The organism is Neisseria sp. HMSC067H09 (genome assembly GCF_001814135.1).
In the GTDB taxonomy this organism is placed as follows: Bacteria; Pseudomonadota; Gammaproteobacteria; order Burkholderiales; family Neisseriaceae; genus Neisseria.
Window position 1 is genome coordinate 24,444 of the sequence record NZ_KV814863.1, and the last position, 13,557, is coordinate 38,000.

The 13,557-nt window shown below is 53.7% G+C and carries 9 protein-coding genes; all 9 read right to left on the bottom strand.

All coding sequences use genetic code 11. From position 1 onward, the window contains the following. Positions 1 to 28: 28 nt before the first annotated feature. The 9 genes from HMPREF2954_RS01835 to HMPREF2954_RS01875 all read right to left on the bottom strand — a co-directional run bounded on the left by HMPREF2954_RS01835 (position 29) and on the right by HMPREF2954_RS01875 (position 13,376). The gene (locus HMPREF2954_RS01835) at positions 29 to 514 is read right to left on the bottom strand and encodes a pilin (protein WP_045074561.1); all 486 of its coding nucleotides are present in this window, start codon (positions 512 to 514) and stop codon (positions 29 to 31) included. A 153-nt stretch (positions 515 to 667) separates the two neighbouring features. Next, a complete protein-coding gene (locus HMPREF2954_RS01840; protein ID WP_045074676.1) occupies positions 668 to 1,162 on the bottom strand; it encodes an REP-associated tyrosine transposase in 495 nt (164 codons plus the stop codon). Positions 1,163 to 1,387: 225 nt separating this feature from the next. Beyond that, positions 1,388 to 1,891, bottom strand: coding sequence for a pilin (locus HMPREF2954_RS01845; RefSeq protein ID WP_045074559.1), 504 nt, complete (start codon positions 1,889 to 1,891; stop codon positions 1,388 to 1,390). Between the two features lie 954 nt (positions 1,892 to 2,845). Further along, positions 2,846 to 4,888: an ATP-dependent DNA helicase RecG gene (gene recG / locus HMPREF2954_RS01850; RefSeq protein ID WP_141755616.1), complete on the bottom strand. Its 2,043-nt coding sequence runs from the start codon at positions 4,886 to 4,888 to the stop codon at positions 2,846 to 2,848. Between the two features lie 349 nt (positions 4,889 to 5,237). Next, on the bottom strand, positions 5,238 to 6,353 hold the full coding sequence (asd, locus tag HMPREF2954_RS01855) for an aspartate-semialdehyde dehydrogenase (protein ID WP_045072490.1): 1,116 nt from the start codon (positions 6,351 to 6,353) through the stop codon (positions 5,238 to 5,240). Between the two features lie 184 nt (positions 6,354 to 6,537). Then, entirely contained in the window at positions 6,538 to 10,020 is a 3,483-nt protein-coding gene (gene smc / locus HMPREF2954_RS01860; RefSeq protein WP_045072489.1) for a chromosome segregation protein SMC, read from the bottom strand. A gap of 126 nt (positions 10,021 to 10,146) precedes the next feature. Continuing rightward, entirely contained in the window at positions 10,147 to 11,859 is a 1,713-nt protein-coding gene (locus HMPREF2954_RS01865) for a flotillin family protein (RefSeq protein WP_003743659.1), read from the bottom strand. A gap of 212 nt (positions 11,860 to 12,071) precedes the next feature. After that, positions 12,072 to 12,629 (bottom strand): hypothetical protein, encoded by a 558-nt coding sequence (locus HMPREF2954_RS01870; RefSeq protein ID WP_045072488.1) that lies wholly within the window; start codon positions 12,627 to 12,629, stop codon positions 12,072 to 12,074. An 81-nt stretch (positions 12,630 to 12,710) separates the two neighbouring features. After that, positions 12,711 to 13,376 (bottom strand): YqiJ family protein, encoded by a 666-nt coding sequence (locus HMPREF2954_RS01875; protein WP_003767067.1) that lies wholly within the window; start codon positions 13,374 to 13,376, stop codon positions 12,711 to 12,713. Positions 13,377 to 13,557: the final 181 nt, after the last annotated feature.

A 13,557-nucleotide genomic window follows, 5' to 3' on the forward strand; every position in this document is an offset into this window, starting at 1 on the left:
CTGCTAATTCAATCTACACACTACATTTCTAACGGCAGCTTGACGGTAGATAAATAGCCGAAATACCGTTGACAGCCGGAGCGGAACATTTCCAGCCGCGTACTTCTTTTGCTGTTGCCCGCATAAAATCTTTACTGGTTGCCGGAGTAGTCAATTCCGCATCGGTATAGGGAATCAGTTCAACCTTATTATGCTCTCCCAGTTCGGGGATATTGTGCATGACGGCGGTGATTTTACCATTTTCATCCGTATCGACATTAAAGGTCAGATGGGTTGAACCTGTATTACCACAACTAAACCCGTTATTGGCAGAAGGCGCGTCGATAAACCCCGACATAGAGGCCTCGGTAACGGCTTCGCGGCACTGTGTCATCATCAACAAACCCTCGCTGACTTTGGCTCGAATGGTATAAGCATGATAAGACGGCAGGGCGATAGCGGCGATGATGCCGATAATAGCGACAACAACCATAAGTTCGATTAATGTAAAACCCTGTGTTGAAGACGGTTTCATTTCGTTCCTAACGTGTGTAGTTGATGTTTTTCGACGACCTTAAAAATAAAAGTAATTCTGTAGGTCGGATTCTTGAATCCGACATTTTCAAACATCCTCGTCATAATCAAAAGTGGTAAAACATAAAAGGTTTATCAGATCCGAGTATCCGACTTACCCATCATATTTAATGCTGAAATCCACATTGCTTCCACCCCAGTGCTTTGGGTAAATCCCCTGTTTCACATAACGGTGAAAAGTAGAAAACGGCCAATCGGAAACCTGATCGACATAGCCATGCTTTACGGGATTAAAATGTAGGTAATTGAAATGATTGATAAAGTCCGTTTCATCACGAATGGTATGTTCCCAAAACCTTTTTTGCCAAAGCCGACATTCTCTTCCAATCAAATATTGGCTGTAGCGTTTAATTTGCCGCCAACGTTCCGAATAAGCCGCATCATTCTCAGGAAGATGCCAAATCGTATGAAGATGGTCGGGCATCAGCACCCATGCCTCAATTTCAAACGGATACCACTCCCGAACCGTCATTACCGCCTGCCGCAAGGCCGAACGCACCGTTTCATCAGTCAGGATTTTTTGTCGTTTATCAGTAACCACCGTAAAAAAGTAAGTGCCGCCCGTTTGATAAAAGCGTCGGTATCGCATGAATTCCCTTTTTTCAATTAGATTTTTTTCAGAAAGATTTTTGTCGGATACAAGTATCCGACTACGTTGAAACCGAACAATCCATGTAGGTCGGATTCTCGAATCCGACATTCCAATCATTCCCGAATTTTTGCAATGTGTGGACATCGGCCTTTTTGTCGGATACGAGTATCCGACCTACGTCAAAACCCCGCCCGAGGGCGGGGTTTGCTATTCAAGCCCGAATTAGCGGCAAGAAGCAGGCAGGTATTTGGCTTGGATACCTTTTTCAGTAGGAGCAGCACATTTCCAACCTTTGATACCACCGTTAACCAAAGATGCGCGGTTATAGTCTTTGGCTACCATAGGGTCTGTCAACTTAACATCCTTGTAAGGAGTGAATGTCAAATTAACATTTGTACCCAGTTGGCTGATGTTTTGGGCCTTAACATTAATCACACCATTTACGTCAGTTGTAATTTCCTCAACATATTGGGTAGAAGTGGCATTATCAGTACCTTTCTCACCACAACCGAAGCTATTATCATTAGCAGGAGTAGCAGCAAAACCGGTTTGAGAAGCTTCGGTAATTGCGGTACGGCATTGGGAAGCAGCCAATACAACTTCAGATACTTTGGCGCGTGCAGTGTAGTCTTGGTAAGCCGGCAGGGCAACAGCGGCCAAAATACCGATAATTGCTACGACGATCATCAATTCGATCAGGGTGAAACCTTTTTGGATTGCTTTCATTTAATAAACTCCAGTTAAAAAAGTGTTGTGAATAAAAATGTTTGTTGTTAAAAAATCCGTAATGTGTTTGGCTCTGCTTGTTTATGAGTAAAACCATCAAGTAGAAGGAATATACAGCTTCCCGGGGCGGGCTTCGTTGCTTCGTTTCCCTTGCCGGACGTAATGTATCAAGCAGGGAATGTGCCAAGTCTGGATTTTTTTGGATTTTTTGTGAAAATATTTTGTAATTTTATGTTTTTAATAGGTTTAAATTTGTTTTGAAGGATTTTTCGGGCAGATTTTGGCTTTTTTATGACGTGGGATTTTTTGGGGGGATATGACGTGTTTTGTCATTTTTGAGAAGAAAAGGGAAACGTTTTATGTCATATGACGCATTTCGTCACTTTCATACCTATTTTAATAATATTGAAATGGATTTGATAAACGGTATTGTTTTTAGACAAGCGGTATTTTGAGGTTTTATATATTCTTAATATGATGATTTTATGTTATTTTTTTATACAAATTTGATAGACGGATTTTAATTCGGATAAACGGTAATTTTCAAAATCGAATTATAGATATTTAGTTTATTTTTGAACGTTTGATTTGGCTAAAAACGTCGTCTGAAAATATGAAGGGTTTCGCCGGTAAAACATAAACGCCCTGCCGAGACCAATATTTCTGCAAACCGCATCTGTGGGCAAAGCCCACGCTACAATATAAGCCGATAAGGCAAAAAGGTCGTCTGAAAACTTGTTTCAGACGACCTTTTTTCTAAAAATACCTACATCGATACGGCTTGCTGCATATATCCGATAAGCCGTTAACCTGCCCGCCACTGCAAGCTATTTCTCCAATGTCCAAAATGTCGGATTCGAGAATCCGACCTACATCACTGGTTCCTTCGACTCCCGCCGCGCGGGAATGCGGCGCTTGCGGATTTTCATTTCAACTTACTATCTTCAGACGGCCTCACACGCCCAAATACCCTTCCCTGCTGGCAAGCCATCTTGCCAGATGCGCTTCGACGATCTCAGGGTTTTGTTCAATCAGCAAGGGGGCAATTTCGCGCGCTTGTTCCAAGAGGTGCAGGTCTTCTTCGAGGTTGGCAAAGCGCAGCATGGGGACGCCGCTTTGGCGTGCGCCGAGAAATTCGCCGGGGCCGCGGATGTTGAGGTCTTGGCGGGCGATTTCGAAGCCGTCGGTGTGTTCGTAGATGACTTTCAGCCGCGCTTTGGCAAGTTCGCTCAAGGGTTCGGCAAACAGGAGGACGCACACGCTTTCTGCCGCGCCGCGCCCTACCCGCCCGCGTAATTGGTGCAGCTGCGCCAAGCCCATGCGCTCGGCGTGTTCGATCACCATCAGGGCGGCGTTGGGCACATCTACGCCGACTTCGATGACGGTGGTGGCGACCAAGACGTTCAGACGGCCTGCGGCAAACTCCGCCATGACTTCGGCTTTTTCGGCAGCCTTCATGCGCCCGTGTACCAAGCCGATGTTGAGTTCGGGCAAGGCTGCCTGAAGCTGGGCTAGGGTTTCGGTAGCGGTTTGCAGTTGCAGGGTTTCGCTTTCTTCAATCAGCGGGCAGACCCAGTATGCCTGCTGCCCTTTGCGGCAGATGTTGAGGACGAAGCCTTCGACTTCGGCGCGGCGGACGTTGTTGACGAGGCGGGTTTTAATCGGGGTGCGCCCGGGCGGCAATTCGTCAATGACGGACACGTCCAAGTCGGCGAAAAAACTCATGGCGAGCGTGCGCGGGATGGGCGTGGCGGACATCATCAGCTGGTGGACGTCGCGCCCTTTGTTTTTAAGGGCAAGGCGTTGGGCGACGCCGAAGCGGTGTTGTTCGTCCACAATCACCAAGCCCAGATTTTGGAACTCGACGTCGTCTGAAAACAGGGCGTGCGTGCCGACGGCGATTTTGACGGTACCGTCGGCGAGTTTGGCTTTGGCTTCGTCTTTGGCTTTTTTGCGCTGGCTGCCGGAAAGCCAGACGACTTCGAGTCCTAAAGGTTCGAGCCATTGTTTGAACTTGATGAAATGCTGTTCGGCAAGGATTTCGGTCGGCGCCATCACGGCCGCCTGCGCGCCGGATTCGATGGCGGTCAGCGCGGACAAGGCGGCGACGATGGTTTTGCCGCTGCCGACATCGCCTTGCAGCAGGCGGTGCATAGGATGGGTTTGCGCCATGTCGCGGCGGATTTCGGACACGACCCTTTCTTGCGCATCGGTCAGGGCAAACGGCAAGGCGTGGCGCAGGGCTTGGGTCAGCGTGCCGTCGCCGCCCAATGCCGCCGCCGTACCGCTGACGCGCTTCTGCCGCGCCAGCCGCATGGAAAGCTGTTGCGCCAAAAGTTCGTCGAATTTGAGCCGCTGCCATGCGGGCAGCGCGCCGTCGGAAAGCTGGTGGATGGTGAAACTCGGCGGCGGCGAATGCAAAAGGCGCAGGCTTTCAGCGAGGTGCGGCAGTTTCAGACGGCCCAATAAGGCATCGGGCAAGGTGTCGTGCAGCGGCGTAATGTCCAACGCCGTCTGAATGATGCGGCGCAAAGTGGGCTGGTTCAAACCGTTTACGGTCGGATAGACGGGCGTGAGGCTTTCCGCCAAACCGCTGCCCTCGGCATCACGGATTTTGGGATGAATCATCTCGTCGCCGTGAAACCCGTGTTTGATTTCGCCCACGGCGCGGATGCGTTTGCCGACCGCCATCTGTTTCTGATGGCTGGCGTAAAAGTGGATGAAGCGCAGAAAAAGGACGCTGCCGGAACCGTCGGCGATTTGGACAATCAGCTGCTTTCGCGGTTTGAACGTTACTTCCTGATGGATGACTTCGCCCTCGACCTGACACGGCACGCCGAGCGGCGCGTCTTTAATCGGCATGATGTGCGTCTCGTCCTCATAACGCAGCGGCAGATGCAAAACCAAATCCCATGCGGTATGGAGGTTGAGTTTGTCGAGCTTCTTGGCGGAAACGTCGGTGATTTTGAGCTGTTTCTGGGTTTCGGGCGTCATCATGGCTTTGTCCTTTAATGGCGCGTATTTTAGCTGAAAATGTAGGAAGGGGTCGTCTGAAAGGACGTTCAGACGACCTAGAGGCATTGCACAGGTAGAGTTTGATAATTTGCCCATGCCGTCATTCCCACGCGGGAGGGAATCTCGATTTCGGGGTTTCAGAAAAATTTACAAAGTTGCCATGATTTCAAATTTCTAGATTCCCGCCTGCGCGGGAATAACGGCATAAGGTTTCTATGTAAATCACTATAAACCGTTAAATTTAAGAATCCGTCCACCCCTGCTGCTTTCAGACGACCTTGATAAAAAAAGCAACGGATAAACCGTTGCTTTTTTGTTTGACCTGCAAATCTTACAAACTGCCCAACACGATGCGCAACACGCGGCGCAGGGGTTCGGCTGCGCCCCACAAGAGCTGGTCGCCGACGGTGAACGCGCTGATGTATTCGCCGCCCATGCCCAGTTTGCGGATGCGTCCGACGGGGACGGACAGCGTACCGGTTACTTTGGCGGGCGTCAGCTCGTGGATGCTGGCTTCTTTTTCGTTGGGGATGACTTTCACCCAGTCGTTCGCGCCTGCCAAAATCGCTTCGATTTCGGAAACGGGCAGGTCTTTTTTCAGCTTCAGGGTGATGGCTTGGCTGTGGCAGCGCATAGAGCCGATGCGGACGCACAAGCCGTCGATTACGGTCGGATTGTCGCTGCGGCCGAGGATTTTGTTGGTTTCCGCGCCGCCTTTCCATTCTTCTTTGGACTGGCCGTTGCCCAAATCCACGTCAATCCACGGAATCAGGCTGCCGGCAAGCGGTACGCCGAAGTTGGCTTTCGGATAGTCTTCGCTGCGCAGGAAATCGGACACTTTGCGGTCGATGTCGAGAATCGCGCTGGAAGGATCGGCAAGCTCGTCCGCCACTTGGGCGTGAATCGCGCCCATGCCGCTGATGAGTTCGCGCATATTTTTCGCGCCCGCACCGGATGCGGCTTGGTAGGTCATGCTGGTCGCCCATTCGACCAAATCGTTTTGGAACAGGCCGCCCAGCGCCATCAGCATCAGGGAGACGGTGCAGTTGCCGCCGATGTAGTTTTTCACGCCGTTTTTGAGGCCGTTGTCGATGACGTTGCGGTTGACCGGGTCGAGGACGATAATCGCGTCGTCTTTCATGCGCAGGGATGACGCCGCGTCAATCCAGTAGCCGTTCCAGCCGCTGTCGCGCAGGGGTTGGAACACGGATTTGGTGTAATCGCCGCCTTGGCAGGTTACGATGATGTCCATTTTCGCCAGTTCGGCAACGTCGTTCGCGTCCAATAATGTTTTCGCCGCCTGACCGAAATCAGGTGCCGTGCCGCCGACGTTGGATGTGGTGAAGAAGAACGCTTCGGGAATATGGGCGAAGTCGTTTTCTTCTTTCATACGCTGCATCAAAACCGAACCGACCATGCCGCGCCAGCCGACGAAACCTACTTTCATGTTGTAGCTCCTTAGGGGGAAATTGTTAACAAATTTCTGAATAGGGGAAAAGGAAGAGTTTTAAACCTGTTTGAGGTAAATGTAAAGTTTTTTATAGCATCTCTAGAAAGAAATAAAAGGTCGTCTGAAATACACTTTCAGACGACCTTTCCGTATCAAACTCAATCAAAATTCCCCCACCTCATCACGGTTCCGCCATTTCCAACGCCTGTTTGATGTCTACGGCGACGACGCGCGATACGCCTTTTTCCTGCATGGTTACGCCGACGAGCTGCTCTGCCATTTCCATGGTCAGGCGGTTGTGGGAGATGTAAAGGAACTGGGTTTGCGCCGACATTTCTTTGACCAGGTTGCAGAAACGCGAGGTGTTGGCGTCGTCCAGCGGGGCGTCGACTTCGTCCAGAAGGCAGAAGGGGGCGGGGTTGAGGCTGAACAGGGCGAACACGAGACTCATGGCGGTGAGGGCTTTTTCGCCGCCGGAGAGGAGGTGGATGGTGCTGTTTTTCTTGCCGGGCGGGCGCGCCATGATGGACACGCCGGCGGTCAGAAGGTCGTCGCCTATCATTTTGAGGGTGGCTTCGCCGCCGCCGAACAGGGTCGGGAAGAAGGTTTGGACTTTTCCGTTGACGGCGTCGAAGGTTTCTTTGAAACGCGCTTTGGTTTTGTCGTCGATTTGGGCGATGGCTTCTTCCAAAAGGGTGATGGCTGCCTGCACGTCTTCGCTTTGGCTGCGATAGTAGCCGTCGCGTTCGCGCGCTTCTTCGAGTTCTTGCAGGGCGGCGAGGTTGACGGCGCCGAGGGCTTCGATTTGCTGGGTGAGGCTGCCGATGCTGCTGTTCAATACTTTCGGCGATTCTTGCGCCAACGCTTCGAGTGCGTCCAAATCGGCGGCACGTTCGGTCAGGTTTTGATGGTAACGTTTGGCGTTAATCAAGGCTTCCTGTTGCTGCAACAGTGCGGTTTGGGTGGCGGCCTGAAGCTGCGGCAGCTTGGTTTGCAGGGTTTGTACGCGGGCGTATTGCTCCCTGCCCTGTTCCTGAATCTGCGCGAGTTTTTCCTGCACGGCGATGTATTCTTCGTCCAGCGTGTGCACGGCTTCGGTCAACTCGTCGAGCTTGATGTGCTGCTCGTCGTTTTGGAACTCGGTCTCATAGGCGAGGGCAAGCTCTTGCTGGCGTTCCTGCCAGTCCAGGGTTTGCTGTTCGAGCCGGGCGATTTGCTGCTGGTAGTTTTGTTTCTGCTGGTTGAGTTTGTGGACGGCGACTTCGGCCAGCCCGTATTGGCGGTTGGCTTCCAACAAGGCAAGCTGCGCCTGTTTCAGACGGCCTTGCTGCTCTTGGCGGCTGTGTGCGGTGGTTTGCTGTTGGTGTTCGAGTTCGGCGGCGGCTTCCTGCAAAGTAGCGATGTCGTCTGAAAGACCGTCGGACGTGTGTTGCAACACGGTCTGTTCTTCCGCCAACTGCGCCAGTTCGCGCTCGATGTGTTCGCGGCGGATTTGCCCTTGGTTGGTGCGCGCCAGAAGTTCGGCGGCGCGTTGCTGCGCCTGGCTGTATTGGCGCGTGTGCTGCTGTTGCTGCTGCATCAGATTTTTGTGCTGCACTTCGGACGAGCGCACGGCGGCCTCCGCCTGCTTGAACGCGGCTTCGGCGGCGGAGAGTTCGGGGGCGAGGTTTTCCAGTTCTGACACGATGCCGTCAAGGCGCGCTTTTTGGGCAATCAGGCTTTCCTGCGCGGGTTTGGCATAGAGCAGGACGCTGACTTTGTCGACCTGATGGCCTTCGGGCGTGAGCCAGATTTGGTGTGCGCCCAAATCGCTTTGATGCGCGAGGGCGTAGCTCAAATCGGGCGCGCACAATACGCCGTCGAGCCAGTGGTGCAATGCCGTCTGAAACGGCGGCTGCGCTTGGATTTGGTTCAGTAATGCCTGTACGGGCAGAGATTTTTTGATGCCGCCCGAGAGGTCGTCTGAAAGCCATGCTGCCTGCCCCTGCGGCAAAGGCGCGGGGGGAGCGAAGCCGTGTGGCACGGCGCGGGCGTGCAGGCGTTCGGCAAGGATAACGGACAAGGCGTGCTGCCACTCGGCGGGCGCGGTGATGTGTTGCCACAGTTGCGGCGCGGCGGCGTGGTCGGTTGCCTGCCAGAAGTCGGCGGCTTCCTGCTGTTGCGACAGGATTTGCGACAACGCCTGCTGCTGCGCCTGCAAGGTGATGTGTTGCTGCTTCAGGCTTTGGAAGCGGCTCGAGGTCGTCTGAAACGCCTCGCGGGCGGCGTGCAAGGCTTCTTCGGCGGCAATGATTTGTTCTTCGTAATGCTCTTGCTGGCTTTGCAACAAGACGGCGGCTTCCTGCGCGGCGGCGGTTTCGGCTTCGTCGGGCAGGTTCAGGGCTTGGTTTTCCTGTTTCAGACGACCTTTGCGCTCTTCGTGCTTGGCAACGGTTTGTCCGGCATGGGCAAGCTGCTGCTGCTTCAACGCCAGTTCGCGGCGGATGCGGTTTGCCTCGTCCTGCTGGGTTTGGAAGGCGGCGTTGAGCGTGGCTTGAGCTTCTTCCAATTCGGGCAGACGCTCCTCGTGTTCGGCAACCTGCATCGCCCACTCTGCCAATTCGGTTTGCTTTTCTTCGGCCTGCAATTCGTTTTCTTCAAGCTGTACGCGGATTTGCTGCTGCTCCTGATGGATGCGCTGCATCTGCGCCTGCGCCGCCTGCTTGTCGCGTTCGATGCGTTGGTGCAGGTTTTGCTGATGGCGGATTTGCTCTTCCAAACGGGCAATCTGCTCGCGCAACACGCCGCGTTTGTTGCTCAATTCGTGTACCGCCTGCTGCTGCGACTGTTCGGCGGTCTGCAAGGCGTGTACTTCGTCGTTTAACGCCTGAACCTGCGCGGCGGTTTCGTCCTGCTGCGCCTGCAAAGACTGATGCTGCGCGGTCGCCTTGTCGGCGGCGGCAAGCGATTGCTGCCATTGGGCGTAATCGAGCAAATCCTGTTGTTGGTTCAACTGCGCGGTCAGGGATTTGTAACGTTCGGCGGTTTCGGCTTGTTTCTCCAGCTTTTCCACCTGACGCGCCAACTCGTTCTGCAAATCGCCCAAACGCTGCAAATGCTCGCGCGTATCTTTCAGACGACCTTCCGTCTCCTTGCGGCGTTCCTTATATTTGGACACGCCCGCCGCTTCCTCGATATAGGCGCGCAACTCCTCCGGCCGCGCTTCGATGATGCGCGAAATCATCCCCTGCTCAATAACGGCATAACCGCGCGCGCCCACGCCCGTACCCAAAAATAAATCGGTAATGTCGCGGCGGCGCACGGTCTGATTGTTGATGAAATAAGTCGATTCGCCCTGACGCGTCAGCTGCCGCTTGATGCTCACCTCGGCATACTGCCCCCACGCCCCCTGCAAACTGTGGTCACTGTTGTCAAACACCAGCTCCACCGAAGCCCTCGGCGCAGGACGGCGCGTTGCCGCACCGTTAAAAATCACGTCCTGCATACTCTCGCCGCGAAGCTGCTTTGCCGAAGCCTCGCCCAACACCCAGCGCACCGCGTCAATCACATTCGACTTGCCGCAGCCGTTCGGCCCGATAACCGCAACAAGCTGCCCCGGCACATGAATCGTAGTCGGGTCGGTAAAAGATTTGAAGCCGGAGAGTTTGATGTGGGTCAGGCGCATGGGATAAGGACGGGGAGAAAAAAATAAAGTGGGATTTTATACTAAAACATCTGACAAAAGGTCGTCTGAAACCCTGTTTCGGGTTTTCAGACGACCTTTGTTTTCAGACCTTCTTAACGGCGCGGCTTATTCTTTGCCGATGCCTTTATCCAGCCCTTGCGTCAGACCGTTGATGTCGCCGCCGTTCAGGCCCAATTCTTTCAAGAGGCCGTCAACCAGCGGGGCTTGGCTGCGGTAGCGCAGGGCGCTGTTGACCATTTGGTCGGCGAGGCTGGCTTGTGTGGTTTGACCGTCCGACACGCCTTCGGAGCCGTTGGCAGCGCCGCTGAATCCGCCCAAGCCGTTGACTTGCAGAATCTTGATGTCGTCAATGTTTTCCATCGGGCGCACGGATTCGCGGATGATGTCGGGCAGGTGTTTCAACAGGGCGAGGCGCACTTGCATTTCGACTTGCTCGACGCTCAGGACATTGGCAGCTTCGTTCACGGCGCGGGTACCTTCGGCATCGACTTTGTATTGCTGCTCTTGTGCTTGTGCCAGCAGGACTTTGGCATCGGCTTCACCTTTGGCTTGCAGGCGTTGTTTCTCGGCTTCGGCTTCGGCGGCGATGCGCACGGCTTCGGCGCGGTCTTGCGCAGCCTGTTTCTCGGCTTCGGCGGCGACGGTGAGCGAAATCGCGTCTTTTTGCGCGGCTTCTTCGGCGGCAATCAGTTCGACCGCTTTGGCACGTTCGGCGCGTTCGGTTTCGCGCACGGTAATCACGCTCTCTTCTTCACGTACGGCGGCGGCGCGAGCTTTGTCGGCCTCGGCTTTGGCTTCGGATTCGGCACGCGATTTTTCGGCAACGGCGATGGCGCGGTCTTGTTCGGCAAGCTCGATGGCTTTTCGGCGCTCGACTTCTGCCTGCTCGACGGCTTGGGCTTTGCGGATGTCTTCGTTTTTAATGTCGCGTTCGGCAGCGATGCGTTTCAAATCCACTTCGCGTTCGGCGGCGATTTTGGCTTCTTCCGCCTCGCGTTTTTTCTGCGCTTCCTGCTCGGCAATGCTGGCTTCCTGTTCGGCGCGGCGCACGGCGATTTCGCGTTCTTGTTCGAGTTTGGCGTATTCTTCTTCGCGCGAGATTTTCAGGCGTTGCTGCTCGGCTTCGAGGTTTTTGGTTTTAATCGCCAAATCGGTGTCTTGTTCGATTTCGTTGCGTTTTTTGCGGCGGCCTTCGATGGTTTCGGTCAGTTTGGTCAGACCTTCCGCGTCAAAAGCGTTTTGCGGGTTGAAAAACTCAAAGCTGGTTTGGTCGAGGCCGGTCAGGGAGACGGTTTCGAGTTCGAGACCGTTTTTAAACAAGTCTTCGCTCACGACTTGTTGCACTTTCTGAACGAAATCAACACGTTTTTCATGCAGCTCTTCCATCGCCATTTCGGCGGCGACGGCGCGCAGGGCATCGACGAATTTACCTTCGACGAGGTCTTTCAACTCGTCGGGCGACATGGTTTTCATACCCAGCGTTTGCGCGGCGGTGGCAATGCTCTCCGCGCTGGGTTTGACGCGGACATAAAATTCCGCCATTACATCGACGCGCATCCGGTCGCGGGTAATCAACGCCTGCTGCGCCGCACGGCGCACTTCGAGGCGCAGCGTATTCATGTTGACAGGGATGATTTCGTGCAGCACGGGCAGCACCATCGCGCCGCCGTTCATGATGACTTTTTCGCCGCCGAAGCCGGTACGGACGAAGGAGACTTCTTTGCTGGCGCGGCGGTACAGGCGGGTGAGGATGAGGCCGAGTACGAACAGCGCGACGAGTATGACGCCGGCGATGATGCCGATGGAAACTAAGTTCATAGGTTTTCCTTTCTTGTTGTCGATATACCCTTGAGGGGCGTGGGTTCAGACGGTTTTTTTAGGGTTTAGGGTCGTCTGAAAGGTTAAAAATCTGGGGTTTTAAAGGTAGGTCGGATTCTTGAATCCGACAATTTCGGTTATGTGCAATACTGATGAAACGGGGCAATTTGTCGGATTCAAGAATCCGACCTACCGAGCTTATACCTTGAATATCACTGCCAACCTGTTAATTCAATCAATGCATTTCGGGAAGCTGTTGTGCAGATATTGTGTCTTCCTAAGCCCAGCAGCCCGCCGATTACTGTTGTTCCTCTACGTTCGGTAATCAGGCTGACTCCGACGATGTCACTCATATGTATACGGTCAAACTTCCTGTAAGCCCCGTCATGTCCGCCTTGATAACGGATGCGTCCGAATGCACCGTAAATAATCAATTTTTCGCGATCAATATAAATCGACTTTCGGGTCGTCAGTCCGCACCACCAACGTTCCACGCGCCACAGCCACAATAGCGTGAGCATAATAGCCAGCAGCCAAGTCATATTGCTTGAAAACGATGGATCCATCCATTTCACCATCTTCAACCAGAGACCGCCTACGCCGATGAGGCCGAACAAGAAAGCAACCAAGGGTTGAAACAACAAACCTCTGAATAACGAATGTTTAAACAGCAGCCCGTCGCCGACAACGATGACACCTCGCGGCAGCTTGTTTTTCAACGCTTCGATGCGGGATTGCATATCGCGCTCAGGCTGCGCCAAATGACCCATATCTATCCCCGTTTTGTTTTTCTAATCAATTGATAAAAATGATGGTTCATTGCAAACCGGCGTTTATCTTTTCAGACGACCTCAATCCACCAAGCTCCCGCTCGGATTCAAAATCGCTTTAAACGTATTTCCCTCCAGCGACACCAGCAACACCGCGTCGCCCTGTTTTAACACTTCGTCGGAATCCGGTTCTGCCATTACATAATGCTGTTGACCATACACATCTTTCACCCGCACCTGCGCCGCGCTGCCTGCCCGTGCTTCGCCCAGCACCACTGTGCCGATGCGTCCGATTAGGCTTTCCTGCGAAACGGCGGTGGTTTCGTCTTTGGGCATGATTTTGTACAGTCCGCCCGCCGTCAGGCGCACCAGCGGCAGCGAAAGGAACCACACGGCTACTGCCGCCAGCCATCCGTTCAGATAGCTGCCGAACACGGCGGCAAAGGTCGTCTGAAACAGGTAGCCCGTCAGTCCGTACACGGCAAGGAAAACGACCATCAGCATCAACACCGGCACGCGACCGACATACAGCCAGCTCAGAAACCTGACGAACACGCCCGCGTCCGCCGCGTCCAGCCCGACTTCGGCGTGCGCGGTTTCGGTCAGGCTGTCGGGCAGCAGGTTGTCCAGCCAGTCGCTGATGCCGCCCGCCAGCATGGAGATGACTTCCAACACGCCGAGCAAAACCATCAGCGCTATGGCGATGCCGAAGATTTCTGTTTCGGGGGCGTTGATTAAATTCCACATATTCCGTTCCTTGTTCTGTCAACTTTCAGACGACCTTAAGTAGACTGCTTGCGAAAATTTGAATGTTTGACTGCCGTCATTCCTGCGCAGGCGGGAATCCAGAAGTTTGCGATTACGGCAATCTTCAAATAATACTTCTGAAGAATCGAGGTCTGGATTCCCGCCTGCGCGGGAATGACGG

Coding starts and splice junctions, on each gene's coding strand:
- smc (WP_045072489.1), bottom strand. CDS start 10,020: ATGCGCCTGACCCACATCAAACTCTCCGGCTTCAAATCTTTTACCGAC.
- HMPREF2954_RS01870 (WP_045072488.1), bottom strand. CDS start 12,629: ATGGGTCATTTGGCGCAGCCTGAGCGCGATATGCAATCCCGCATCGAA.
- HMPREF2954_RS01840 (WP_045074676.1), bottom strand. CDS start 1,162: ATGCGATACCGACGCTTTTATCAAACGGGCGGCACTTACTTTTTTACG.
- recG (WP_141755616.1), bottom strand. CDS start 4,888: ATGATGACGCCCGAAACCCAGAAACAGCTCAAAATCACCGACGTTTCC.
- HMPREF2954_RS01865 (WP_003743659.1), bottom strand. CDS start 11,859: ATGAACTTAGTTTCCATCGGCATCATCGCCGGCGTCATACTCGTCGCG.
- asd (WP_045072490.1), bottom strand. CDS start 6,353: ATGAAAGTAGGTTTCGTCGGCTGGCGCGGCATGGTCGGTTCGGTTTTG.
- HMPREF2954_RS01835 (WP_045074561.1), bottom strand. CDS start 514: ATGAAACCGTCTTCAACACAGGGTTTTACATTAATCGAACTTATGGTT.
- HMPREF2954_RS01875 (WP_003767067.1), bottom strand. CDS start 13,376: ATGTGGAATTTAATCAACGCCCCCGAAACAGAAATCTTCGGCATCGCC.
- HMPREF2954_RS01845 (WP_045074559.1), bottom strand. CDS start 1,891: ATGAAAGCAATCCAAAAAGGTTTCACCCTGATCGAATTGATGATCGTC.